The organism is Plantactinospora sp. BB1, from assembly GCF_003030385.1.
Taxonomy (GTDB): Bacteria; Actinomycetota; Actinomycetes; order Mycobacteriales; family Micromonosporaceae; genus Plantactinospora.
Genome location: NZ_CP028159.1, coordinates 1931663 through 1955878, shown reverse-complemented (window position 1 = coordinate 1955878; position 24216 = coordinate 1931663). Strand labels below are relative to the sequence as shown.

The following is a 24216-nucleotide window of genomic DNA, read 5'->3' as shown; positions in this document are numbered from 1 at the left end:
GCCGGGCCCGGCTTCCCCGAACCGGTGGCACGATCGGAAACCTGCCTGTAATGACCGATCACACAACCGATGAACCGAACGTGTGAGAGCGTCCGGCGGAAGTTCCGATAAGGTTGAGCCTTACCTACCCGTCAGTGACGCCGGGACGACCCCAGTCTCCAGCGGTCCCGGATCCCCCGCCCGAGTGCCGCTGGCCACCGCGCGGCGCCCTGCGTGCCGCCGGGACGGAGGTGATGTGTGGAGATCCTGCTGCTGGTGACCGCGCGCGCAGGCGAACCATCCGTTGTGCTGCCGGCTCTCGACCTGCTCCCCCACTCGGTGCGTACCGCCCCGCGCGATGTCCGCACCCTCGTCTCCGGGCCCAGCCCGGACGCCGTGCTCGTCGACGCCCGCTCCGAGCTGAGCGAGGCCCGGGCCACCTGCCGGATGCTGCACGCCACCGGGCTCGGCGTGCCGCTGGTCGCGGTGGTGACCGAGGCCGGGCTGATCGCCCTGAACGCGGACTGGGGCGTCGACGACGTGATCCTGGCCAGCGCCGGTCCGGCCGAGGTGGAGGCCCGGCTGCGGCTGGCGGTCGGCCGGCTCAGCAACGCGACCGCGGCGGCCGGCGGGCTGATCCGGGCCGGCGAGCTGACCATCGACCCCGACACCTACGCCGCCAAGCTCAAGGGCCGGCCGCTCGACCTGACCTACAAGGAGTTCGAGCTGCTCAAGTTCCTCGCCCAGCACCCGGGTCGGGTCTTCACCCGCGACCAGCTGCTCCGCGAGGTCTGGGGCTACGACTACTTCGGCGGTACCCGCACGGTCGACGTGCACGTACGCCGGCTGCGGGCCAAGCTCGGCTCGGAGTACGAGTCGATGATCGGCACCGTCCGGCAGGTGGGCTACAAGTTCGTCACCCCGCCGTCCCGCCCGCTGCCCGAGTCGGAGAGCGTGCCGCTGCCCGTCTGAGCCGATCCCACCGACGCACAGTTCCACCAGGAAGGCCATCCGGTACGGCCGGGTGGCCTTCTGGCGTACCGGCCTGGGGACAGTTCGCAGCAGATGCGAGAAACCATGATGATTCGGGCAATACGTACGTAGCCTTGACCGGGAGCGTCCGGAGGAGGCAGAGGTGACACCAGCGGTTTCCACGGTGGGTTTCAGGACGGTACGGGCCGATGCCCCCGGGGTGCACCGCTGATGCCGACGATGTCCCGTACCCGGATGCTCACGATCGCGGCGCTGGTCGCCGTCACCGTGCTCGGCGGCGCGTACGCGCTCGGCCACACCCTCGGCCGGCCCGGCGGGCCACTGGCGGCCCGGCCGGAGAGCCGCGCCCAGCACCAGGCCGACGGGGCGACCGACCAGCACTCCGCGGACCGGGCCGGCGGGCCCGCCGAGGGACGGGCCGACCCGGGGCAGACCGGCGGGCCGACCAACCGGCCGGCGGACCCGGCGCTGCCGGCACCGTCCGCCACCGTCCCGCCCAGCGGCGCTGCGCAACCCGCCGATCCGGACCGGACCCGGGCGCACGAGCCACCGAGGCTGCCAGCCGAGCAGGACGGGCCGCACGGCGCCCGGATCAGCACCGGCGCCGGCTACGTGGCGCTGACCTTCGACGACGGCCCCGATCCCCGGTACACCCCGCAGATCCTGGCGGCGCTGGCCGACTACCACGTCAAGGCGACCTTCTGCCTGGTCGGCGAGAACGCCCAGGCACATCCGGAACTGGTCCGGGCGATCGTGGCGGAGGGACACACCCTCTGCAACCACTCCTGGCGGCACGACATCGGATTGGGCAGCCGGCCCAGCGCCAGCATCCGGGCCGACCTGGTCCGCACCAACGAGGCAATCCGGGCCGCCGTACCCGACGCGCGGATCGACTATTTCCGGCAGCCCGGCGGCGCCTGGACCGCCTCCGTGGTCGCGGTGGCCCGGCAGTTGGAGATGACCTCCCTGCACTGGGCGGTGGACCCGCAGGACTGGACCCGCCCCGGCGCCGGGGCCATCGCGGCGCGGGTGAGTGCCGGCGTCCGCCCCGGGGCGATCGTGCTGCTGCACGACGCGGGCGGCAACCGGCAGGGCACCCTGGTCGCGCTCCGCTGGCTGCTGCCCGACCTCGCCCGGAGGTACGCCCTGGCGGCGCTGCCGAGCGGCCCACCGTCGAGCGGTACGCCGTCCGCCGGCACGCCCTCGACCGGTGAGCCGCCGCAGGGTCGGGCGGGCGGCGCGACGCCCCCGGCCGGACGACCCGCGGCCGGTACCCCGTCGGCCGGGCAGCCGGTGCGGTCCTGATCGTCCGGCCGGCGGCCACACCGGAGCGGGAGGCTACGGTGACTAGATGACCATGGAGCAGGCGGCGGACCCCCGGGTGACCCGGCTCGACCGGCTCGCGCCGGACGATGTCGCGGCGATACTGGCGCTGGCCGGCGTCGCGGGGGCCGCCGACGGTGCCGACCCGCTCTCCGAACACGTGACGCTGCGGCTCCGGCAGGCCGCCGGGGAAGGCACCGCCACCCACCTCGTCGTCCGGGAACCCGCCGGGGCGGTGGTCGGGTACGCGAACCTGGAGGCGCCGGACGGGGCGGCCGAGGTCGCCGCCGAACTCGTCGTACACCCGATGTGGCGTCGGCGGGGGCTCGGCCGGGCGCTGGTCTCGACGGCGCTGGTGGGCGTACCCGAAACCGGCGCGCTGCTGGTCTGGGCGCACAGCGACCATCCGTCGGCCGCCGCGCTCGCCCTCGACCTGGGACTGCACCGCTCCCGGGTGCTCTGGCAACTGCGCCGTTCGCTGCGGGACCCGCTGCCCGAGCCGCAACTGCCGGACGGGGTCTCGCTGCGCGCGTTCCGGCCCGGCAGCGACGACGAGGCGTGGCTGGAGGTCAACCGGCGGGCCTTCGCCAGCCATCCCGAGCAGGGCCGCTGGGACCTGGCCGAGCTGCGGCTGCGGTTCGCCGAGCCGTGGTTCGACCCGGCCGGCTTCCTGCTCGCCGTCGAGGAGTCGTCGGGACGGCTGCTCGGCTTCCACTGGACGAAGGTGCACGGCCGGACGGAGGCGCACGGCCGGGCTGAGGCGCACGGCCGGGCGGAGGCGCACGGCGCGACGGCGCGGGGCGACCAGCCAGCGGGCGGCGCGCCGATCGGCGAGGTCTACGTGCTCGGCGTCGACCCGGACAGTCACGGGCTCGGGCTGGGCCGGGCGCTCACCCTGGCCGGCCTGCACCACCTGCGCGACCGGGGACTGACCCGGGTGATGCTCTACGTCGACGAGTCCAACACCGGAGCGATGGCCCTCTACACCCGGCTCGGCTTCGCGAACTGGCTGCGGCACGTGCGGTACCGCTCGACGCCCACCTCGGCGCAGACCCCGGCCTGACCGCCGCCGCCCTCGTCGAGGCGCTGGCGGCGGGCGCGCCGACCCTGCCCGTCCGGAGTGGACGCGACGGTGTCCCGGGCAGCGGGCGGCGGCGACCACACGGGGGATCGCCACCGTCCGGCCGGTTGACCGGCCCGGGCCGTACGGAGCATCCGGCACCGTCCGTCCGGTTGGCCCGGGCGGGTTGCGAACCGTACTAATAGCCCTAGATGTCGCACCGGTCCCACGGTTCACGGAACGGACATCTTGCCCTCAGGAGTCGGCCACCCAGCCGGCTCCCCCTGTTCACCCTGCGTTCACTCGCGACCGGCGAACCGGCTACCTGGCGCTCCTAACTTCCCTACTAGCCGACCACCAGTCGGCTCCCGGGGCAGCGCCTCGGGGCTTGCTTCGTACAAGGTGAAGGGAACCTTTCAGGTGAAGCTCCAGCGGCACGGCACCATTGCCTGCCTCGCTCTGGCCACGGCACTGGCAGTCAGCGCGTGCGGCTCGGACAATAACGAGCCCACCGAGGCATCGGCCTCCGGCTCCGCCGCGGCGGCCGACTGCGCCACGGGCACGATCAACGCCCAGGGTTCGTCGGCGCAGAAGAACGCGGTCGACGAGTGGCGCAAGGCGTACCAGCAGAAGTGCAGCGGCTCGACCATCAACTACGAGCCGAGCGGTTCCGGCGCGGGCATCCAGGCCTTCATCGCCGGTACCGCCGACTTCGCCGGCTCGGACTCGGCGCTCAAGGAGGACGAGCAGCCGAAGGCGGACGCCAAGTGCCCGGACGGCAAGGCGATCCACCTGCCGATGGTGATCGGCCCGGTCGCGGTCGTCTACAACGTCAACGGCCTGGACAACCTCCAGCTCAAGCCGGCCACCCTCGCCAAGATCTTCGCGGGCAAGGTCACCAAGTGGGACGACGCCGCGATCAAGGCCGACAACCCGGGTGCCACCCTGCCGTCGACCACGATCCAGACGGTGCACCGCTCGGACGAGTCGGGTACCACCGACAACTTCACCGACTTCCTGGCCAAGACCGCCGAGGCGGACTGGACCTTCGGCAAGGGCAAGGCGTGGAAGGCCCCGGGCGGCACCGGTGCGGCCAAGTCGGACGGCGTGGCCAGCGCGGTCAAGCAGGCCGACGGCAGCATCAGCTACGTCGAGATGTCGTACGCCGAGAACGGCGGCCTGAAGATGGCCAAGATCGGCAACGGGGCCGGCGAGTACGCCGAGCTGACCGCCGAGTCGGCCGGTAAGACCATCGCCGGTGCCGAGGTGGTCGGCCAGGGCGACGACCTCAAGATGAAGATCGACTTCAACACCAAGGAGTCCGGGGCGTACCCGATCGTCCTGGTGACCTACGAGATCGTCTGCTCCAAGGGCCTCGCCGCCGACAAGTTGGCGCTGGTCAAGGGCTTCCTCAGCTACGCCGCCAGCACCGAGGGGCAGGCCGACCTGACCGAGCTGGGCTACGCCCCGCTGCCGGAGTCGGTCCGCAGCAAGGTCGAGGCGTCGGTCAAGGCTCTCGCCTGATCCACCGATAGATCATCCTCATAACTTCGTCAACGGAGCGAGCGAGCAGATGGGCGACACCCCAGACCGCTCGGCCAACGCCGGCACCGGCGGACCCGCTGTGACCATCGGTCACCCCGGGTCCGCCGGTGCCGCGCTGTCGGTCGACGTACCAGTGACACCCGCGGGCCGCGCTCCGGACGGAGCCGGCTGGCGCGGCGGCGACGGCACCGGCCTGGGTGGCGGCGGTGCGCTGCCCCGGCGGCGGGCCTTCGGCGCCGAGCGCCTCTTCCAGGGCTTCACCATGGCCGCCGGGACGATGGTGCTGGTCATCATCGTGGCGATCGCGATCTTCCTGATCGCCAAGGCCGTACCGGCGCTCAACGCCAACACCGTCAACTTCCTCACCTTCGAGGGCTGGTTCCCCAACGAGGCGGAGCCGAGGTTCGGCATCGGCGCGCTGGCCTTCGGCACCGTACTCACCTCGGTGCTGGCGCTGCTGCTCGCCGTACCGGTGGCGCTCGGCATCGCGCTCTACCTGTCGCACTACGCGCCCCGCCGGATCGGCACCGCGCTGGGCTTCCTGGTCGACCTGCTGGCGGCGGTGCCGAGCGTCGTCTTCGGGCTCTGGGGGCGGGACTTCTTCTACAGCCCGGTCCAGGAGTTCTCGGTCTGGCTGAACAGGTACTTCGGCTGGATCCCGATCTTCGGCGGCGAGGGTCCGTTCGGCCGGTCGATCCTGCTCGGCTCGCTGGTACTGGCCATCATGGTGCTGCCGATCATCACCTCGCTCTCCCGCGAGGTGTTCCGGCAGACCCCGACCGCCAACGAGGAGGCCGCGCTCGCGCTCGGCGCCACCAAGTGGGAGATGATCCGCACGGCGGTGCTGCCGTACGGGCGCCCCGGCGTCATCGGCGCCACCATGCTCGGCCTGGGTCGGGCGCTCGGCGAGACCATCGCGCTGGCGATGACCCTCGGCATCGTCTCCAGCATCTCGTTCAACATCATCGAAAACGGCGGTAACACCGTCGCCGCCAACATCGCCAACGCGTTCGGCGAGGCCAACGACGTCGGCCGGGGCGCACTGATCGCCTCCGGCCTGGTGCTCTTCTCGATCACGCTGATCGTCAACATCACCGCGCGGGCCCTCATCTACCGGCGCCGGGAGTTCACGGAGTCCGCCGCATGACGACGACACTTCCCTCGGCCGCGCCGGGGCAGAGCCCGCAACTGCGTACCCGGAAACTGCCGCTGGCGGCGAGCCTCGGCATCGCGGTCGCCGCCGTGCTCCTCTCGGCCGCGCTGGTCTACGGCGCCGGGATCGGCGGCGCCGCCCTGGTCGTCGCGCTCGCGGTCGTCTTCTACCTGATCGGTCTCTTCGCCGCCAGCAACGCGGTGGAGGGGCGGCGGCAGGCGCGCAACCGCACCTGGAGCGCGCTGATCCACTCCGCCTTCGTGCTCGCCCTGCTGCCGCTGGCCTCGGTCACCTGGACGCTGGTCAGCAAGGGCGTCGAACGGCTGGACGGCAACTTCTTCGGCACCTCGATGAACAACATCGGGGCCCGGGACCCGAACGGCGGCGCCTACCACGCCATCGTCGGCACGCTGGAGCAGGTCGGCATCGCCACCCTGATCACCGTGCCGCTCGGCATCGCCTGCGCCGTCTACATCGTCGAGTACGGCCGGGGTCGGTTCGCCTTCACCATCCGGTTCTTCGTGGACGTGATGACCGGCATTCCGTCGATCGTCGCCGGCCTCTTCGTACTCGCCTTCTGGATCCTGATCGTCTCGCCGTACTTCAACGACGGGCGGCCGGGCTACTCGGGCTTCGCCGCCTCGCTGGCGTTGAGCGTGCTGATGCTGCCCACCATCGTGCGCTCCACCGAGGAGATGCTCCGGCTGGTACCGGCACCGCTGCGCGAGGGCGCGTACGCCCTCGGCATCCCGAAGTGGAAGACGATCCTGCGGATCGTGCTCCCCACCGCGCTGCCCGGGATCGTCACCGGCGTGATGCTGGCCGTCGCCCGGGCGGCCGGCGAGACCGCACCGGTACTGCTGGTCGCCGGTGGCGGCGCGGCGATCAACTTCAACCCGTTCGAGAACAACCAGTCGTCGCTGGCGCTCTTCGTCTACCAGCAGGCCGGGGACGCCTCCCGGTACGCGCCGGCCCGCGCCTGGGCCGCCGCACTCACCCTCGTCGCCCTCGTGCTGATCCTGACGATCGCGGCGAAACTGCTGGCCCGCCGCAACCGGTTCAGCCGCTGACCCCGAAGGAATGATCATGGCCAAGCGAATCGACGCGAACAGCGTCACCGCGTACTACGGCTCGTTCAAGGCGATCGAGGACATCCACCTCACCGTCGAACCGAAGACCGTCACCGCGCTCATCGGACCCTCGGGCTGCGGCAAGTCGACCTTCCTGCGCACCATCAACCGGATGCACGAGGTGCTGCCCGGTGCCCGGGTCGACGGCAAACTCACCATCGACGACCAGAACATCTACGAGCGGGACGTGGACGTGACCGCGGTCCGCCGGATGATCGGCATGGTCTTCCAGCGCCCCAACCCGTTCCCCACCATGTCGATCTTCGACAACGTGGTCGCCGGGCTGCGGCTCAACGGGGTACGCAAGAAGTCGGTCCTGGCGGAGTCGGCCGAGCGGGCGCTGCGCTCGGCGAACCTCTGGGACGAGGTCAAGGACCGGCTCGGCAAGCCCGGGGCGGGCCTTTCCGGCGGGCAGCAGCAGCGGCTCTGCATCGCCCGGACCATCGCGGTCGAGCCGCAGGTGGTGCTGATGGACGAGCCCTGCTCGGCGCTGGACCCGATCTCCACGCTGGCGATCGAGGACCTGATGTTCAAGCTCAAGGACCGCTACACGATCATCATCGTGACGCACAACATGCAGCAGGCGGCCCGGGTCTCGGACCGGACGGCCTTCTTCTCGATCGAGCGCACCGGCGACCCGGGCCGGCTCATCGAGTACGACGACACCCAGAAGATCTTCAGCAACCCGAGCGTGAAGAAGACCGAGGACTACATCACCGGCCGCTTCGGCTGAGCCCGACACATCCGCTCTTCGGTGATCCCGGAGAGTCCGGCTCGCCCCGGCAGGCCGAACTCTCCGGGATCACGTTCAGTCGAGGTGGAAGTGCGGGATGCCGTCTTCGGTCTCCGCGAGGCGGGGCATGATCGGGGTGGCCGGGGTGCGGGCGGCGGCGATCTCCGGCAGGGCGGTCAGGTCGGGGCAGGTGTCGAGTTCGGTCAGCGTGATCATGGTTGGCGGCAACATCGCCATCTCCCCCGCCGCCGCCCGGGCCAGCGCCTCCGCCGGCCGGATCCACATGGTGTGGTCGGCCTCCCCGGAAACGTCCCGGGGTCGCTGCCCCACCGGCAGCAGCGCCACGAAGAAGTACGTGTCGAAGCGGCGCGGCTCGAACTCCGGGGTGACCCAGCGGCTCCACGGCAGCAGCAGGTCGGAGCGGAGGGTGAGCCGGCAGTCCCGGAGCAGGTCGGCGAAGCCGGTACGCCGGTTCACCAGCGCCTGCCGGGCCCGCTCCCACTCGTCGCCGCTGACGTCGCCGACCACGGCCTGGTGGTCCGGGCCGGCGAGCAGCACTCCCGCCTCCTCGAAAACCTCGCGGGCCGCCGCGCAGACCACCGCCTGGGCCGCCCCGGGGGACAGGCCGAGCCGGTCGCCCCAGCCGGCGGCGTCCGGCCCGGTCCAGTCGAGCCGGATCTCGGAGTCGCCCGGGTCGACGCTGCCGCCGGGGAAGGCGTACATGCCGCCGAAGGTCATGCTGGCGGCGCGGCGGATCATGTACACCTCGAAGCCGGGCCGACCGGACGCGTCGGGCCGGAGCAGCAGCACGGTCGCGGCCGGCCGGGCGGCCACCGGCACCCCGCCCTCGGCATAGAACCGGCGGGCGTGCGCGGCGATCGACTCCGGGACGACGAAGCTGGTCATGCAGCGAGAGTAGTGGCAGCACCGGCGCCGCCCGGCGGGCTGCCCGGCCGACCGGGGAGTAGTCGGTACGCAGACTGTCGAGCTGGGTGCACGGACGGGGCACGCAGAGCCGGGCCGCCGGTAACGGAGCGGGGCGCACAAGCAGGTCGCGGCCGCACAAGCAGGTCGCGGCCGCACAAGCAGGCTGTGGGCGCACAAGCAGGCTGTGGCCGCACAAGCAGGTCGCGGCCGCACAAGCAGGCTGTGGGCGCATAAGCAGGCTGTGGGCGGACAAGCAGGTCGCGGGCGCACAAGCGGGGCAGCTCGACAGTCTCGCCGGGCAGCTACCCCGGCCCGACGGCGCCGCCTCCCACGCGGCACGAGATCAGGGAAGCGGGTCGGCCGCCGTTCGAGGGACCCCGCACGCCCCCGCGCCCGCGCAGGGAGCGGGAGCGGGAGCGGCTGGAGGTAACCGCAGCCCGAGTCGCGAGGAGCGGCTGACGTGGTGGACGATGATCGGGTTCACGCAGCCGGCCATGTCGGGTCGCCGGGAATGCCCCCGGGCTGTTCCCCGCCGGCCCGTAGTCGAAGAGGTTCCATGGCGCAGCAATCTGGCAGCGAAAGCAAGACCCGTTGGGGCATCCTGGCCACCGGTTACATCGCCGCGACCTTCGTCGAGGACCTGAAGCTGCTGCCGGACGCCGAGGTGGTGGCGGTCGGTTCCCGTACCCCGGAGACGGCCCGCGCCTTCGCCGACCGGCACGGGGTGCCCCGGGCGTACGGGTCGTGGCAGGAGTTCGCCGCCGACGACGAGATCGACGTGGTCTACGTCGCCACCCCGCACGCCGCGCACTTCGAGGCCACGACGGCCTGCCTCGACGCCGGCCGGGCGGTACTGGTCGAGAAGCCGATCACCCTGGACCGGGCCGCCGCACAGCAACTCGTCGACGCGGCCCGTGCCGGCAACCGCTTCCTGATGGAGGCGATGTGGATGCGGTGCAATCCGGTCGTACTCCGGATCCTGGAGCTGATCGCCGACGGTGCGATCGGCGAGGTGACCAGCGTGCAGGCGGACTTCGGGGTCGCCGGGCCGTTCCCGCCGGAGCACCGGATGCGGGCCCGGGCGCTCGGCGGCGGCGCCCTGCTGGACCTCGGGGTCTATCCGATCAGCCTGGCGCACCTGCTGCTCGGCCGGCCGGACCAGGTCCGCTCCTGGGCCCGGATCAGCCCGGAGGGGGTGGACGAGAACACCGGGATCATCCTCGGCTACGACTCGGGCGCGGTCGCCACGCTGAGCTGCGGCATGATCGGCGCGACCCGGGTGGCGGCGGTGATCACCGGGCGGACCGGCCGGATCGAGCTGGCCCCGCCGTTCTACCGGCCCGGCCAGGTCACCCTGCTCCGGGACGGCGCCGACCCGGAGCTGCTGCCGGTCGACCTGACCGGTTCGGGTTACCAGCACGAGGCGGCCGAGGTGCAGCGCTGCCTCGCCGCCGGGCTGCTGGAGAGCCCGCTGGTGCCGCACGCCGCCACCCTGGAGGTGATGGGCCTGCTCGACGACATCCGCGAGCAGATCGGCGTCACGTACCCCTGACCGTCCCGGCGCTCCCGCCCGGCCCGGCCGGTGGACCGGACCGGGCGGTGGGCCGGACCGGGCGGTGGGCCGGACCGGGCGGGGCGGGAGGCTCAGAAGAGCGGGTTGACCACGACGTACATCAGGGCGCCGATCGAGCCGGCCGCCGGGAAGGTCAGGATCCAGGCGCCGACGATGTTGCCGGCCACGCCCCACCGGACGGCGGAGAGCCGCTTGGTCGCCCCGACGCCCATGATCGCCGAGGTGATGGTGTGCGTGGTGGAGATCGGTGCGCCCAGCACCAGGGCGTTGAAGTAGAGCACCCCGCTGGCGACGGTCTCGGCGGCGAAGCCCTCCGGCGGCCGGAGGTCGATGATCTTCCGTCCGAGGGTACGGATGATCCGCCAGCCGCCCGCGTACGTGCCGAGGGCCAGTACGGTCGCCGAGGTCCAGAACGCCCACTCCGGGATGTGTTCGGCACTGCTCTGGTAGCCGCCGACGAAGAGGGCGAGCACCACGATGCCGATCGTCTTGGCGGCGTCCTGCATGCCGTGCCCGATCGACATCGCCGCCGCCGAGGCGGTCTGGGCCCACCGGAAGCCCCGGTTGAGCTTGCCGGGCTGCCCGTTCCGGAAGATCCACTGAACGGCGACCATGACCAGGTAACCGAGGAGGAAACCGACCAGCGGCGAGAGGATCATCGGCAGTACGACGCTCTCCCCGATGCCCTTCCAGAGCACCGTGCCGGAGGCGGCCAGCGTCGACCCGACCAGCCCGCCGATCAGCGCGTGCGAGGACGAGGAGGGCAGGCCGAAGTACCAGGTAATCAGGTTCCAGGTGATCGCGCCGATCACCCCGGCGAAGACGATGCCGAGGCTGGAGACGCCGGGCGGCAGCTCGACCAGGCCGGAGCCGACCGTCTTGGCCACGTCCGCGCCGAAGTGCGCGCCGATGAAGTTGCCGATCGCCGCCATGCCGAGCGCGACCCGGGGGGTCAGCGCCCGGGTGGAGATGCTGGTGGCGATCGCGTTCGCGGCGTCGTGGAACCCGTTGGTGTAGTCGAAGAGCAGCGCGACGGCGATCACCGCCAGTACGGCGATGAGTTCAGGTTCCACGGGTCAGCTTTCCTTGACCGCGATGGTCTCGACGGTGTTGGCGACGTGCTCGAACGCGTCGCAGGCCGCCTCCAGCTCGTCGGCGACCTCCTTCATCTTGAGCACGGTCAGCGCGTCGTACTCGCCGGAGAAGAGCCGGACCAGCAGCATCCGGTACGCCTGGTCGCCGTCGTTCTCCAGCCGGTTGCACTCGATCCAGTAGTCCTCGAGGTCCTTCATCGCCCGCAGCCGGGGCATCGCCTCGGCGGTGAGCTTGGCCTGCTGGTCGAGGACGTTCACCAGCTCGTGCATCTCCCGGGGCAGCGACGGCAGCTTGGTCAGCCCGTAGAGGTAGAGCAGGTTGCCGACCGCCTCCAGGTGGTCCATCACGTCGTCGAGCAGCGAGCCGAGCCGGTAGATGTCCTCCCGGTCGAACGGCGTCACGAAGGTCGAGTTGATCTTCTTGTACAGCTCGTGGGTGATCTGGTCGCTGTCGTGCTCGACCTCGGTGAGCCGCTCGCTGACCGACTGCACGTCGACCCCGGGCAGCGCCAGCTCGTTGAGCAGCTCGGTACCCCGCACAAGGTTCTGAGCGGCCCTGGTGAACAACTCGTAGAACGCGCCCTCGGAGGGGCGGAGGGAAAACTTCACGGCACGGAACCTCGTTGCGTCGGCGGACGGGTGGCGGGCCGCAAGAGGCTGCCCCTTGGGGAATGCTAGGAAACCTCGGATCGTAGTTTTCGCCCGCCCACCCCTGGTCAGAGGCGGTTCATCTGGCATTCATCTGATGTTCACCTTGGCCGCCGGCAGGCCGGCACGAACCCGACCGAACAGACCCACATCACCGGCGGTGTGAGATTCGCCGCGCCGAGACCGCGGCCGACGATCCGCGCGCGGCGAACACCCGGGTCGGAGCTAACCTCGCGGAAGGGACGTACGGCGGCGGGGGAGGCAGCGGTGCGCGATCTGGCCGGCGAGTTCGAGGCCGAACGGGCCCACCTGACCATGGTCGCCTACCGGATGCTCGGCAGCTGGGCGGAGGCGGAGGACGCCGTACAGGAGACCTGGCTGCGCTACGCCACCGCCCTGGACACCCCGCAGGCCCGCGCCGAGGTACGCGACCTGCGGGCCTGGCTCACCACCGCCACCGCCCGGATCTGTCTGGACGTGCTCCGCTCCGCCCGGGTACGCCGGGAGTCCTACCACGGTGAGTGGCTGCCGGAGCCGATCGTCAGCCGGCTCACCGACCCGGCCGGCGGCCCGGACAGCTTCGCGCCCGACCCCGCCGAGCGGGCCGCGCACACCGAGCAGGTCGGCATCGCCCTGCTGACCGTGCTCGAACGACTCGGCCCGGAGCAACGGGTCGCGTTCGTCCTGCACGACGTCTTCGCGGTCCCCTTCGCGGAGATCGCCACGGTGCTCGGGACCAGCCCGGCCGCCGCCCGGCAGCTCGCCTCCCGGGCCCGGCGGGCGGTCGCCGAGGAGGGCCCGCGCCGCTCCGCCGACCCGGCCGAACACCAGCGGCTGGTCAGCGCCTTTTTGGCGGCCATCGAGTCCGGCGAACCCGAGCGGCTGCTCGAGGTGCTCGCCCCGGACGTGGTCTTCGTCGGCGACGGCGGCGGCCTCTTCCCGACCTCGCGGCACCCGGTGGTCGGCGCGGTCAAGGTCGCCCGGTTCACGCTCGGCCTGATCCGCCGGGCCGCGTGGGACACCAGCAACCTGCGGATGCGGCCGGTACTCGTCAACGGCACGCTCGGCCTCCAGATCGAGGCGGACTACCGGCCGGGCATGCCGCTGCACGGCGTCATGTGGTTCACCGCCGCCGACGGCCGGATCACCGCCGCCTACCACCAGCTCAACCCGGAGAAGCTGACCCGGGTACCCCGGATGAAGCCGGACGAGCACCCCTGGCAGCTCCGGCGCTGAGCTGCGCCGCGCGGCGTCCGCGCCCGCCCGGGGCGCGTCGGCGCCGGGATCAGACGACCAGCGCCAGCCACTTCCGGTACGCCGACGCGAACGGCTCGGTACCGTCGCCGAGCGCGACGTGCAGCCACTCCGCGGCGGCCCGGGCCTGCGCCACCGTCTCCTCGGGATAGCCGAACCGGTCCCGGTGCTCGGCGAACTCGTCCTCGTCGCGCAGTTCCACCAGGCCGGTGCCGCGTCGGCGCACCACGTCGAGGTCGAGGTCGATCAGGTGGACGGTGTCCCCCTCCCAGCGGGCCGGGCTGGTGATGTCGCAGTAGACCTCGCTGGTCCGCGGCGGCGGGTTGAACATCGCGCTCCACCACGTGCCGTGTGGCACCAGCAGCACGAACGGGATCTGTTCCACCGAGGGGCGGCCGTGGTAGACCGATGCCGTCCCGGCGGTCACGCCGAGCCACACGCCGAGGTCGTCCTCGGTCAGTCTGCGGGCGGGGTAGTCCCGGTGCGCGGTGCCGTCGTACTTGCGGTAGACGACTCGGACCACATCGCTCGACATGCCCGCACCCTAGCCGATGTGGCCCAGTACGCGCGGTGCGCGAAGCGGCCGGCAGGCGTCGGAATCGACAACATCACCCCTGCCCCGGGGGCGGGGTCGTGGACCCGCCGGGGCGAGGGAGCGCGGCGGTGTCGGGAACGGCGGGTACGGTCGCACGGTGACCGTGCCCGCCACCGACGCCAGCGTCCCCACCCTGATCGGCTCCGAGGCGGCGGAATCCGGCCGACCCCCGGCGCCCCGGTCCCGTCGGCGCCGCCGGGGCGACCGCCCCAGCGGAGCGGAGCTGCTCGCCGCGGCGGTCGGTGCCGTGCCGGGCGGCAAGGCCCGCCCCGGGCAGCAGCAGATGGCCGCCGCGATCGAGGAGAGCATCCTCTCCGGCGAGCACCTGTTGGTGCAGGCCGGCACCGGCACCGGCAAGTCGCTGGCGTACCTCGCCCCGGCGCTGACCGTGGACGGTCCGGTGGTGGTCTCCACGGCGACCCTCGCGCTCCAGTCCCAGCTCGTCGAGCACGACCTGCCCCGGCTCGCCGACGCGGTCACCCCGGTCCTCGGCGAGCGGCCGACGTTCGCGGTGCTGAAGGGCCGGCACCACTACCTCTGCCTGGCCCGGCTGGAGAACTCCACAGAGGACGAGCCGGAGGACACCCTCTTCGACACGCCCGGCCGGGGCGGTGGTGGCGGCGGGATGAAGTGGCTCGGTGAGGCCGGTCGGCTGGGCAAGCAGATCGAGCGGATCCGGGACTGGGCGATGGAGACCGGGACCGGTGACCGTGACGAGCTCGACCCGGGCGTCGACGACCAGGCGTGGCGGCTGGTCTCGATGCCGGCCCGGGAGTGCGTCGGCGCCGGCCGCTGCCCGTACGGCACCGAGTGCTTCGCCGAGGCGTCCCGGGCCCGGGCCCGCGAGGCGGACGTGGTGGTGACCAACCACAGCCTGCTCGCCGTCGACATGCTCGCCGGCCGGCACATCGTGCCGCCGCACAAGCTGCTGGTGATCGACGAGGCGCACGAGCTGGCGGACCGGGTCTCCTCGGCGGCACAGGCGGAACTGATCCCGGAGCTGATCGACCGGGCCGCCCGGCGCAGCCGGCCGCTGCTCGACCCGGAACTGGCCGAGTCGCTGGTGGCGGCCGGCGACTCGCTGGCGGTGGGGCTCGCCGAGGCGCCGGCCGGGCGGATCACCGGCGAGCTGCCGGGGCCGCTGCGCGAGGCGTGCACGCTGCTGGACGCGGCGACCCGGGGCGCGCTGGAGAAGATCGGCGACGTGAAGGCCGACGATCCCGACCCGGTACGCAAGCAGCAGGCGAAGGCCGTACTCGACGACCTCTCCAAGACCGCCCAGCGGCTGCTGGAGGAGGCCGACCACGACGTGGCCTGGGTGGAGAAGCCGGACGGTGGCGGCGCCGGCCGGCGGGCCCTGGTCGTCGCCCCGCTCTCCGTGGCCGGCACCCTCGCCACCCACCTGTACGAGGACCGCACCGTCGTCGCCACCTCGGCCACGCTGGCCCTCGGCGGCCGGTTCGACACCGTGGCCCGGGCGCTCGGGCTCGCCGCACCGGCCGATCCGACGGTCGACCCGACCCGGCCGCACCCGCGCGCGGCGGCGCTGCGGACGGTACGACCCGACGCCGGGAAGGCGGAGAGCGCGAAAGCGGACGTGGAGAAGGCGAAAGCGGACGTGGGGAACGCGAAAGCGGGAACCCCGAAGGCGGACGGGTCGCAGCCGGACGCCGGATGGCGCTCGCTCGACGTCGGCTCCCCGTTCGACTACCCGCGCCAGGGCATCCTCTACGTCGCCGCGCATCTGCCCCGGCCCAGCGCCTCGGGGCTGCCGGCGGCGGCCGGCGAGGAACTGCTCGGGCTGGTGGGCGCGCTCGGCGGCCGTACCCTGGGGCTCTTCTCGTCGCGGCGGGCCGCCCTGCAGGCCGCCGAGCTGCTCCGGGCCCGCACCGACCTGCCGATCCTGCTCCAGGGCGAGGAGGCGCTGCCGCTGCTGGTCCGCCGCTTCCGCCAGGAGCGGGCGAGCTGCCTCTTCGGGGTGATGTCGCTCTGGCAGGGCGTGGACGTGCCCGGCGACTCCTGCCAGCTCGTCGTGATCGACCGGCTGCCGTTCCCGCGCCCGGACGAGCCGCTGGCGGCGGCCCGGGCGGCCGCGGTGGACGCGTCGGGCGGTTCGGGCTTCGCCTCGGTGAGCGTGCCGATCGCCGCCGTACGGCTGGCCCAGGGGGTCGGCCGGCTGATCCGGTCGACCGGCGACAAGGGCGTGGTGGCGGTACTCGACTCCCGGCTGGAGACCGCCCGGGGGTACGGCGCCTTCCTGCGGAAGTCACTGCCGCCGTTCTGGTACACCACCCGGCCGGAGGTCGCCCGGGGCGCTCTGGAGCGGCTCGGCAAGTCCTGAGCCCTGGAGCGGCTCGGCAAGTCCTGAGCCCTGGAGCGGCTCGGCAAGTCCTGAGCCGCTCCGGTGCCGGAAGCGCTGCCTACGGTGCCTTCGCGGCGACCACCACCGCGTCCGGGGGTACCGCGGGCGGCCGGCGGTGCGCGAGTCGCCGGACGGCGGTGTTCAGCACCGCGATCAGCGGTACCGAGACCAGCGCGCCGACGATGCCGGCCAGCACCACCCCGGCGGCGATCCCGACGATCACCGCGAGCGGGTGGATCGCCACCGCCCGACCCATGATCAGCGGTTGCAGGATGTGTCCCTCGACCTGCTGCACCCCGATCACCACGCCGAGGATGATCAGCGCGGTCACCCAGCCGCTGTCGACCAGCGCGACCAGCACCGCCACCGCGCCGGAGAGGGTGGCGCCGACGATCGGGATGAACGCGCCGAGGAAGACCAGCGCGGCCAGCGGGAACGCGAACGGGATGTCGAAGATCACCAGGAAGATGCCGATCCCGACCGCGTCGATGAACGCGACCAGTACGGTCGCCCGGACGTACGCGACCAGCGTCGCCCAGGAGGCCCGGCCGGCGTCGTCGACCCGCCACCGGGCGGCGACCGGGAGCAGCCGGACGAGGAAGCGCCAGATCTTCTCGCCGTCCCGGAGGAAGAAGAAGGTGGCAAAGAGCACCAGCAGCGTACCGGTGAGCAGCTCGGCGACGGTCGCGGCGGTGGAGACCGCCCCGCTGGTCAACGACTGGGTGTTCTCGTTGATCCACTGCTCGCCCTGCTCGATGTACGAGTTGAGCTGGTTGTCCGACAGGTGCAGCGGCCCGGTCTTGAACCACTCCTGGATCTGCCGGATACCGCTGGTGGCGTTGCGGCTCAGGTCCGGTACGCCCTGGATGAACTCGTTGACCACCAGGGTGAGCGTGCCGACCACCGCGGCCAGCCCGGCGACCAGCACCACGGCGGTGGCCAGGGAGCGGGGGAACCGGGCCCGGAGCAGCAGCCCGACCAGCGGGGCCAGCAGGGCGGAGAGCAGCAGGGCGATCGCCAACGGGATGATCACGATCCGCACCGCGCCGACCAGCCGCAGCAGCGCCCAGGCGACCAGGCCGATGACGATCAGCCGCCACGACCAGGCGGCGGCGATCCGCAACCCGTGCGGCACGTCCGCGTCGTCCCGGCTCGACGTCGACGGGTGCAGTTCCCTGGCCGGTTCGTCCACGACCGGCGGCGAGACCGGCGCGACGTCGGCGGGCGTGGCGCCCGGACGACCCTCCGCCGGATCGGCGTGCCCGCCGGACGGGCCCGACGACCGTCCGAACGCGTACGCGCGACGGATCCTTGCTCGTAGCTGCTCGAAACGGCGCAAGCGCACCTCCCACGGCGGAATCGGCCTTCCTACGGTAGCCGCACCCGGACCTGCCGGCTCGGAACGGCCGGCCGGGGGTGACGCCGCCGACCTGCCCGGGGTGGCACGCGGTACCGTTCCGGTCGTGACCGCCGAGGAAACCAACGACAACGGCCTGCCCATCCGCCTGCTGCACGACCGGGTGCTGGTGCGGGCGGACGGCGGCGAGGGCGAGCGGCGCTCGACCGCCGGCATCGTCATCCCGGCGACCGCCTCGATGGGCCGGCGGCTGGCCTGGGCGACCGCGGTGGGTGTCGGTCCGAACGTCCGCTCCATCGTCTCCGGCGACCGGGTGCTCTTCGACCCCGACGACCGGTCCGAGGTCGAGTTGCACGGCCGGGAGTACGTGCTGCTGCGCGAGCGCGACGTGCACGCCGTCGCCGCCCAGCGGGTGGAGACCGACTCCACCGGCCTCTACCTGTGACGCCCCCGGCCGCCCGCCAGCACTGACACCCGCCCGGCCGCCCGCCCCGCCCGGCACCCCTGCCGGGCCGGCCGGGTCAGCGCCGGTACGGCCCCGGCCAGGGCCCGGCCGGCCCGGAGCCGGGTGCGGGCGGTCCGCCGTACGGGCCGGGTGCACCGGGGTACGGGCCGGGTGCACCGGGGTACGGGGCCGGCGGTCCGCCGTACGGGCCGTACCCGGGTGCGGCGTAGACCGGAGCCGGCGGGGGCGGCGGTGCCACCAGGACCACCGGGATCGGCACCACCGGTTCGGCCGGGGCCGGCAGGGACCGGCGGGAGCCGTCCGGGAACGACAGGTGGTAGCGGGAGCCGTCCCAGATCCCGGCCGGTGCCTGCGGATCGCGGCCGACGAAGACCCTGCGGGCGGCCTGGATCGCGTCGAGCAGCCGGCGTTCCTCGTCGAGCCTGCGGGCGAGCTGCGCCGGCCGGTGCTCCAGCCCGCGCACCAGCCCGTCCCGGAGCAGGGCGAGCCGGGTCGCGGAGATCTGGAGCGCCCGCATCGCCTTGGCGCCCTCCTCACCGGCGATCCGGCGGGCCCAGCGGCGGGCCGCGTGCCGCCGGCCGAGGGTGCCGAGCGCGGCCAGTTCGGGTGGGGTGAGCCAACCCGTCGACACGTAGTCGGGGAGCCGCCGCTGGGTGAGCCGCCCCTCCCAGCTCCGGACCCATACGGCGAGGCCGACCACGCCCAGGAAGATCGGCACCATCAGCCCGAGGTAGCTGTAGAGCAGGATCAGCGGCTCAGCGAAGAGCTGGGTGAGGGTCGCGGCCAGGTTCCAGGCGCCGTGCAGGATCATCGCCAGCAGCAGGCCGGCGAGCGGGGCGAGGATCCGGATCGGTCGGCTGCCCGACCGGACGGCGATGCCGAGCCCGATGCCGGTCATCGAGGTGAAGAGCGGGTGGGCGAAGCCGCTGATCAGGACCCGCAGGATGAAGATCCCGAAGACGTTCTGCGCGCCGGTGGCCGGGCCGTACTGGTCGACGCCCTCGGCGTAGCCGTGCAGGCCGAAGTAGAGGATGTTCTCGACCATGGCGAAGCCGACCGCCGACAGGCCACAGTAGACGATGCCGTCGGTGATGCCGGACCACTTGCGGCGCTGGTAGAGCAGGAGCAGGAGCGGGCCGAGCGCCTTGGTCAGCTCCTCGATGAAGGGCGCGACCAGCACGCCGACCAGCGGTAGCGGGAGCTGGAGCGTGTCGGCCGCGAAGGTGTTGGTCCGGAGCGCGGCGAAGGTGGAGACCGCGGCACCCCAGCCGAGGCAGAAGGCCAGATACTTGACCGGCTCCGGGTCGTACCGGTCGAGCCAGAGGAAGCAGGCGACCAGCACCGGCACCGGCAGCGCCGCCGCGGCCAGCCCGATCAGCGGCGGCGTGACCCCGGCCGGCGACACCAGCTCCCAGGCCATCAGCACCGCGCAGACGACGATCAGCGCGATCGCCCCGATCATCGTCAGCAGCCGGGCCCGGCTCCGCCGCTCGGGCGCCGCCACCTGCGGCAGGCTGCCCGCGGAGGGCGGGAACTGCCCCGACGGGGCGGGCGGCCACGGCGGGGTCGGCGACGGCGGCTGGGGCGCCGCCGCACCGGGCGGGGTGTCGGCCATGTGATCAGCGTAGTTCCTCCGGACAGCCCGGCCGGAGCACAACCGGGCCGGTTATGCTCTCTGGCAGGTCACGAGCGCCAGCGTCAAGCCCCGGCTTGCTGGCCGGCAACCCTCGTCGAGGTTCGCGGTGGGGTGCCCCGGGTGATGACCGGGCTCGGTGCACGCCGCACCGGGCAAGCGCGGACCCCGTTCCCACCCGCTCCGGGGTCCCTGGCCACCGGAGGTATCCCCGATGAGCAGCACCGTCGTTTCCGCGCCCGCCCGGCCGACCGGCGTGGCCGCGCCGGCAACGCCGACCCCGGCAACCCTGACCCCGGCAACCCTGGCCCCGGCGGCGCCGCTCGCGGTGCTCGGGGTGCCGGGACAGGTCAACCTCGACTACGCCGCCACCGCACCGTGCGCGCGGGCCGCCGCCGACGCCGTGGCCGAGCTGCTGCCCTGGTACGGCAGCGTGCACCGGGGCGCCGGAGCGCTCTCCCGGCGCAGCACGCTGGCGTACGAGCGGGCCCGGCAGCAGGTCGGCGACTTCCTCGGGGTACGCGCGAACGACCACGTCGTCTTCACCCGCAACACCACCGACGCGCTCAACCTGCTGGCCCGGGCCCTGCCGCCCGGCACCCGGGTGGTGACCTTCGCCGCCGAGCACCACGCCAACCTGCTGCCCTGGCCCGCCGGTACGGTCCGGTTGCCGGTGCCGGGCTCGGCCGGCGACGCCGTGCGGGCGGTCGACGCGGCACTGCGGGAACTGCGCCGGGGCAGCGGCGGCGGGGCACCGATCCTGGTCGCGGTGACCGGGGCCAGCAACGTCACCGGCGAGTGCTGGCCGGTCGCCGACCTGGCCCGGGTCGCCCACCGGCACGGCGCCCGGATCGCGCTGGACGCCGCCCAGCTCGCCCCGCACGCCGAACTGGACATCGCCGCCCTGACCGTCGACTACGTGGCCGTTTCCGGACACAAGCTGTACGCGCCGTTCGGGATCGGCGTACTGGCCGGACGGGCGGACTGGCTCGACGCCGCCCCGCCGTACCTGGCCGGTGGCGGTGCGACCCTCGGCGTCGGGGCGGCCACCCATGACGTGCGCTGGGCCGAGGGGCCCGCCCGGCACGAGGCGGGCACCCCCAACCTGCTCGGCGCGGTGGCGCTGGCCGGGGTCTGCACCGCCCTGGCCGAGGCGGACCGCGCCGCGCTGTACGCGCACGAGCAGGCCCTGCTCGCCCGGCTCCGGTCCGGGCTCGCCGCCCTGCCGGAGGTGGTCGAACTGCGTACCTTCGACGCGGCCGCGCCCCGGGTCGGCATCGTCTCGTTCGTGGTCGCCGGCCGGGACTCGGCGGCGGTCGCGGCCGACCTCGCCCAGCGCTGGCAGCTCGGGCTGCGGGACGGGCTGTTCTGCGCGCACCCGTTGGCCCGGCGGCTGCTCGCCGAGGCGGCCACCCGGAGCGGACGACGGGACCTGCCGCCGACCGCGCTGCGCGCCAGCATCGGGCTGGGCAGCACCGCCGGGCACGTCGACCGGCTGCTCACCGCCCTGGCGGCGATCCGCTGACCTGCCCGCGCCCGGCGAGGGCGTGCTGCCGGGCGGGGACCGGCTCCGGTCAGCGGGCCGGGCCCCGCTCGCCCGAGGGGCCGCCGGAGCGCCCGGTCGACGGCGGGGTGCCGGGCTGCCGGGCGGCCTCCGCGGCGGCCTCCCCGGCGTGCCCACCCGCCGCCCGGCGTACGAGCTGGTTCGCCTCCAGGCGTTGGATGCCGGTGGCCCGGAGCAGGTCACTGCCGGTGGTACGCACCTGCGCGATCACCACGCTGCCGGAGAACCCGACCCCCTCGGCGTACGCCCGACCGGCCTGGCCGATCGCCTGCAACGCCTGCTCCCGGGCCGCCTCCGGGCGTATGCCGTGCCCGAGGTCCCGGCGCAGCAGCCGTACCGCCTCGGCGAGCATGGTGACCGCGTTCGACATCTCCTCCGGGATCGGCTCCTCGTCCTCCAGCGCGGTGACCGCCCGCCGGATCAGGGTCCCGCTGTTGTGCACCGCGTGCTCGATGTACTCGGAACTCTCCACGTACTGCGTCAGCGCGCCCCGGCGGCGCCAGCGCACCGGGGCCAGCAGCGCGGTTTCCCGGCCGCCCTCCAGCGCCTCCTCGAAGCCCTGGAAGTGCTCCTCCACCTGGCGGAGCCGGTCCAGCGCGGCCTGTGCCCGGGGCGCGTCCCGGGTCTTGATCGCCTCGGCGGTCTCGGAGAGTTCGTCGGCGAGCCGGCCCAGCGCCGGCCGGGCCGCCCGGTCCACGATCCGCAACGGGTTCAGCGGCAGCAGCAGCGCGAGCACCACGAGCCCGGCGAAGCCGCCGATCAGCGCGTCGATCACCCGGGGGAACTCGATGTTGGCCTCGTGCGGCATGTCGAGGGTCGCGATCAGCACGGCGGTGGCCGCCGCCTGGGTGACCACGGCCGGGCCGCCGCCGAGGAAGATGCTGACCACGATCGACAGGAAGACGATCAGACCGAGCTGCCACGGCCCGGTGCCGGCGGCGAAGACCAGCGCGTCGCCGAGGCCGATGCCGATCGCGATCCCGAAGATCATTTCGACGGTACGGCGGAACCGCTGCCCGACCGAGGAGGCGAGGGTACCGATCGCGGAGATCGGTGCGAAGACCGGCGACGGGTTGCCCAGCAACTCGTGCGAGCCGAGCCAGGCCAGCGCGGCCGCCAGCGCCGCCTGGAGGGCCAGCACCAGGTTGAACCGTACGGCGTGCCAGCGGTCCCGCGCGGTGGCCCGGGACCGGTTCCGGAACTCCTTCGCCAGGTTGGCGATCCGCTCCCGATCGAGGTCCACGGGCGTTTTGGCCACGGTGGCCCGGACGGAGCGCATGGCGGGGACTACCCGCTGACGAACCGGTCGAACCCGTTCGGACGGCACCGGTGAGCCTCGACCGGACTGTCCGGGGTGTTCCCCGACGGCCGGAAACGACCGTGGTCGGCGTACTCGTCGGGCGGCTAGCCTGCCAGGCATGCCGGATCTTCTCGACGACCTGCGGGCGGCGCTCGGCGATTCCGCCGTACTGACCGACCCCGACCTGCTCCGCGGCCACCAGCGCGACGAGGCCGACCTCTGTGCGGCCGGCATGCCGGCGGTGGTGGTCCGGCCCCGGACCACCGAGGAGGTGGTCGCGGTGGTCCGCACGGCCGCCGCGCACGGGGTACCGGTGGTGCCGCAGGGGGCCCGGACCGGGCTCGCCGGAGCCGCCAACGCGGTCGACGGGGCGGTGCTGCTCTCCACCGTGCTGATGGACGAGATCCGCGAGGTCGACCCGGTGAACCGGATCGCCGTGGTCCAGCCCGGCGTGGTCAACGCCATGCTCGCCGCCGCCGTCGCCAAGCACGGCCTGCGCTATCCGCCCGACCCCGGCTCGTGGGAGTCCTCCACCATCGGCGGCAACGTGGCGACGAACGCGGGCGGGATGTGCTGCGTCAAGTACGGCGTGACGACCGAGTACGTCCTCGGCCTGGAGGTGGTGCTCGCCGACGGCGAGGTGCTGCGCACCGGACGGCGTACCGCAAAGGGGGTCGCCGGATACGACCTGACCCGGCTCTTCGTCGGCTCGGAGGGCACCCTCGGAGTGATCACCGAGGTGACCGTCTCGCTCCGGCCGGCCGCCGAGGAGTCGCTGACCCTGGTCGCGGTCTTCCCGTCCACCACCGACGCCGGGCGGGCGGTCGCGGAGATCTCCGCCCGGGGACTCAGCCCGAGCCTGCTGGAACTGCTCGACCGCACCCATCTGGGCGCGATCGAGGCGTACCGGCCGATGGGGTTGCGCACCGACGCCGGGGCGCTGCTGCTGGCCGCCGCCGACACCGGCACCCGGGCCGCCGCCGACCTGGCCAGGCTCGCCGAGGTCTGCACGGCGAGCGGCGCCGACGAGGTCTTCGCGGCCACCGACGCCGAGGAGGCGGCGGCCCTGCTCCAGGCCCGTCGGCTGGCGCACCCGGCGATGGAGCGGTTCGCCGCCGCCACCTATCCGGACGGCATCGGCGGGCTGGTCATCGACGACGTGGCGGTACCCCGGGACGCGCTCGCGGCGCTGCTCGACGGGGTGGCCCGGATCTCCGCCGAACACGACGTGCCGATCGGCGTGGTCGGGCACGCCGGGGACGGCAACATGCATCCGAACATCGTCGTCGACCGGGCCGACCCGGCGAACCTGGAGCGGGGCCGGCGCGCGTTCGACGCGATCATGGAGCTGGGTCTCTCGCTCGGCGGCACCTGCACCGGCGAGCACGGCGTCGGCCTACTCAAGCGGGACTGGCTGGCCCGGGAGATCGGGCCGGTGGGCCTGCGGGTGCACCGGGCCATCAAGGACGCGCTCGACCCGACCGGGCTGCTCAACCCCGGCAAGGTGCTCTGACGGTGCGGCGCCGC

General features: G+C 73.2%; 20 protein-coding genes and 1 riboswitch. Of the genes, 13 read left to right on the top strand and 7 right to left on the bottom strand.

Translation table 11 applies throughout. The features are described 5' to 3' along the window. The first annotated feature begins 237 nt into the window (after window positions 1-237). The 7 genes from C6W10_RS08285 (at window position 238) to pstB (ending at window position 7916) form a co-directional block, all read left to right on the top strand. Window positions 238-951, top strand: coding sequence for a response regulator transcription factor (locus C6W10_RS08285; RefSeq protein ID WP_107257554.1), 714 nt, complete (start codon window positions 238-240; stop codon window positions 949-951). A 231-nt stretch (window positions 952-1182) separates the two neighbouring features. After that, on the top strand, window positions 1183-2277 hold the full coding sequence (locus C6W10_RS08280; protein ID WP_234361663.1) for a polysaccharide deacetylase family protein: 1095 nt from the start codon (window positions 1183-1185) through the stop codon (window positions 2275-2277). Window positions 2278-2323: 46 nt separating this feature from the next. Further along, window positions 2324-3358, top strand: a complete 1035-nt coding sequence (mshD, locus tag C6W10_RS08275; protein ID WP_199853892.1) for a mycothiol synthase — start codon at window positions 2324-2326, stop codon at window positions 3356-3358. A gap of 417 nt (window positions 3359-3775) precedes the next feature. Next, a complete protein-coding gene (pstS, locus tag C6W10_RS08270; protein WP_107257553.1) occupies window positions 3776-4879 on the top strand; it encodes a phosphate ABC transporter substrate-binding protein PstS in 1104 nt (367 codons plus the stop codon). A 49-nt stretch (window positions 4880-4928) separates the two neighbouring features. Further along, window positions 4929-6047, top strand: coding sequence for a phosphate ABC transporter permease subunit PstC (gene pstC, locus C6W10_RS08265; RefSeq protein ID WP_107257552.1), 1119 nt, complete (start codon window positions 4929-4931; stop codon window positions 6045-6047). After that, window positions 6044-7123, top strand: a complete 1080-nt coding sequence (gene pstA / locus C6W10_RS08260) for a phosphate ABC transporter permease PstA (protein WP_107257551.1) — start codon at window positions 6044-6046, stop codon at window positions 7121-7123. Before pstC ends, pstA begins: the two co-directional genes overlap by 4 nt. A 16-nt stretch (window positions 7124-7139) precedes the next feature. Continuing rightward, window positions 7140-7916 (top strand): phosphate ABC transporter ATP-binding protein PstB, encoded by a 777-nt coding sequence (pstB, locus tag C6W10_RS08255; protein WP_107263761.1) that lies wholly within the window; start codon window positions 7140-7142, stop codon window positions 7914-7916. A 75-nt stretch (window positions 7917-7991) separates the two neighbouring features. Here the strand turns inward: pstB and C6W10_RS08250 are convergent, their stop codons facing one another. Next, a complete protein-coding gene (locus C6W10_RS08250) occupies window positions 7992-8822 on the bottom strand; it encodes an NUDIX domain-containing protein (protein ID WP_107257550.1) in 831 nt (276 codons plus the stop codon). A gap of 577 nt (window positions 8823-9399) precedes the next feature. Here C6W10_RS08250 and C6W10_RS08245 point away from each other — a divergent pair. Then, window positions 9400-10395 (top strand): Gfo/Idh/MocA family protein, encoded by a 996-nt coding sequence (locus C6W10_RS08245; RefSeq protein WP_107257549.1) that lies wholly within the window; start codon window positions 9400-9402, stop codon window positions 10393-10395. A 92-nt stretch (window positions 10396-10487) separates the two neighbouring features. On the opposite strand, the gene C6W10_RS08240 is transcribed toward C6W10_RS08245, so the two are convergent. Both C6W10_RS08240 and C6W10_RS08235 read right to left on the bottom strand, forming a co-directional pair. After that, entirely contained in the window at window positions 10488-11489 is a 1002-nt protein-coding gene (locus C6W10_RS08240; protein WP_107257548.1) for an inorganic phosphate transporter, read from the bottom strand. A gap of 3 nt (window positions 11490-11492) precedes the next feature. Then, window positions 11493-12119 (bottom strand): DUF47 domain-containing protein, encoded by a 627-nt coding sequence (locus tag C6W10_RS08235; RefSeq protein ID WP_107257547.1) that lies wholly within the window; start codon window positions 12117-12119, stop codon window positions 11493-11495. 306 nt (window positions 12120-12425) lie between these two features. Here C6W10_RS08235 and sigJ point away from each other — a divergent pair, with 306 nt between their 5' ends. Further along, the gene (sigJ, locus tag C6W10_RS08230; RefSeq protein ID WP_107257546.1) at window positions 12426-13394 is read left to right on the top strand and encodes an RNA polymerase sigma factor SigJ; all 969 of its coding nucleotides are present in this window, start codon (window positions 12426-12428) and stop codon (window positions 13392-13394) included. Window positions 13395-13443: 49 nt separating this feature from the next. Here the strand turns inward: sigJ and C6W10_RS08225 are convergent, their stop codons facing one another. After that, entirely contained in the window at window positions 13444-13947 is a 504-nt protein-coding gene (locus tag C6W10_RS08225) for a DUF402 domain-containing protein (protein ID WP_107257545.1), read from the bottom strand. Between the two features lie 283 nt (window positions 13948-14230). Here C6W10_RS08225 and C6W10_RS08220 point away from each other — a divergent pair, with 283 nt between their 5' ends. Next, window positions 14231-16348: an ATP-dependent DNA helicase gene (locus tag C6W10_RS08220; protein ID WP_107263760.1), complete on the top strand. Its 2118-nt coding sequence runs from the start codon at window positions 14231-14233 to the stop codon at window positions 16346-16348. 79 nt (window positions 16349-16427) lie between these two features. On the opposite strand, the gene C6W10_RS08215 is transcribed toward C6W10_RS08220, so the two are convergent. Then, entirely contained in the window at window positions 16428-17729 is a 1302-nt protein-coding gene (locus C6W10_RS08215) for an AI-2E family transporter (RefSeq protein ID WP_369938656.1), read from the bottom strand. A gap of 103 nt (window positions 17730-17832) precedes the next feature. On the opposite strand from C6W10_RS08215, the gene C6W10_RS08210 reads away from it, so the two are divergent. Next, the gene (locus C6W10_RS08210; RefSeq protein ID WP_101369320.1) at window positions 17833-18171 is read left to right on the top strand and encodes a co-chaperone GroES; all 339 of its coding nucleotides are present in this window, start codon (window positions 17833-17835) and stop codon (window positions 18169-18171) included. 76 nt (window positions 18172-18247) lie between these two features. Here the strand turns inward: C6W10_RS08210 and C6W10_RS08205 are convergent, their stop codons facing one another. Beyond that, entirely contained in the window at window positions 18248-19807 is a 1560-nt protein-coding gene (locus C6W10_RS08205) for a PrsW family intramembrane metalloprotease (RefSeq protein ID WP_107257543.1), read from the bottom strand. 66 nt (window positions 19808-19873) lie between these two features. Further along, a riboswitch (SAM riboswitch) is annotated at window positions 19874-19993 on the top strand. Between the two features lie 46 nt (window positions 19994-20039). On the opposite strand from C6W10_RS08205, the gene C6W10_RS08200 reads away from it, so the two are divergent. Continuing rightward, a complete protein-coding gene (locus tag C6W10_RS08200) occupies window positions 20040-21350 on the top strand; it encodes an aminotransferase class V-fold PLP-dependent enzyme (RefSeq protein ID WP_107257542.1) in 1311 nt (436 codons plus the stop codon). A 49-nt stretch (window positions 21351-21399) separates the two neighbouring features. On the opposite strand, the gene C6W10_RS08195 is transcribed toward C6W10_RS08200, so the two are convergent. Beyond that, on the bottom strand, window positions 21400-22632 hold the full coding sequence (locus C6W10_RS08195) for an aromatic acid exporter family protein (RefSeq protein ID WP_107263759.1): 1233 nt from the start codon (window positions 22630-22632) through the stop codon (window positions 21400-21402). Between the two features lie 175 nt (window positions 22633-22807). Between C6W10_RS08195 and C6W10_RS08190 the strand changes: the two genes are divergently transcribed. Further along, complete coding sequence (locus tag C6W10_RS08190; protein WP_107257541.1) at window positions 22808-24202, top strand: FAD-binding oxidoreductase; 1395 nt, start codon at window positions 22808-22810, stop codon at window positions 24200-24202. Window positions 24203-24216 lie beyond the last annotated feature (14 nt).

What these genes read in the sequence shown, in the direction of transcription:
- C6W10_RS08280 (WP_234361663.1), top strand. Translation starts at nt 1,183, where the DNA reads ATGCCGACGATGTCCCGTACCCGGATGCTCACGATCGCGGCGCTGGTC.
- mshD (WP_199853892.1), top strand. Translation starts at nt 2,324, where the DNA reads ATGACCATGGAGCAGGCGGCGGACCCCCGGGTGACCCGGCTCGACCGG.
- pstC (WP_107257552.1), top strand. Translation starts at nt 4,929, where the DNA reads ATGGGCGACACCCCAGACCGCTCGGCCAACGCCGGCACCGGCGGACCC.
- pstA (WP_107257551.1), top strand. Translation starts at nt 6,044, where the DNA reads ATGACGACGACACTTCCCTCGGCCGCGCCGGGGCAGAGCCCGCAACTG.
- pstB (WP_107263761.1), top strand. Translation starts at nt 7,140, where the DNA reads ATGGCCAAGCGAATCGACGCGAACAGCGTCACCGCGTACTACGGCTCG.
- C6W10_RS08250 (WP_107257550.1), bottom strand. Translation starts at nt 8,822, where the DNA reads ATGACCAGCTTCGTCGTCCCGGAGTCGATCGCCGCGCACGCCCGCCGG.
- C6W10_RS08245 (WP_107257549.1), top strand. Translation starts at nt 9,400, where the DNA reads ATGGCGCAGCAATCTGGCAGCGAAAGCAAGACCCGTTGGGGCATCCTG.
- C6W10_RS08225 (WP_107257545.1), bottom strand. Translation starts at nt 13,947, where the DNA reads ATGTCGAGCGATGTGGTCCGAGTCGTCTACCGCAAGTACGACGGCACC.
- C6W10_RS08205 (WP_107257543.1), bottom strand. Translation starts at nt 19,807, where the DNA reads ATGGCCGACACCCCGCCCGGTGCGGCGGCGCCCCAGCCGCCGTCGCCG.
- C6W10_RS08200 (WP_107257542.1), top strand. Translation starts at nt 20,040, where the DNA reads ATGAGCAGCACCGTCGTTTCCGCGCCCGCCCGGCCGACCGGCGTGGCC.
- C6W10_RS08190 (WP_107257541.1), top strand. Translation starts at nt 22,808, where the DNA reads ATGCCGGATCTTCTCGACGACCTGCGGGCGGCGCTCGGCGATTCCGCC.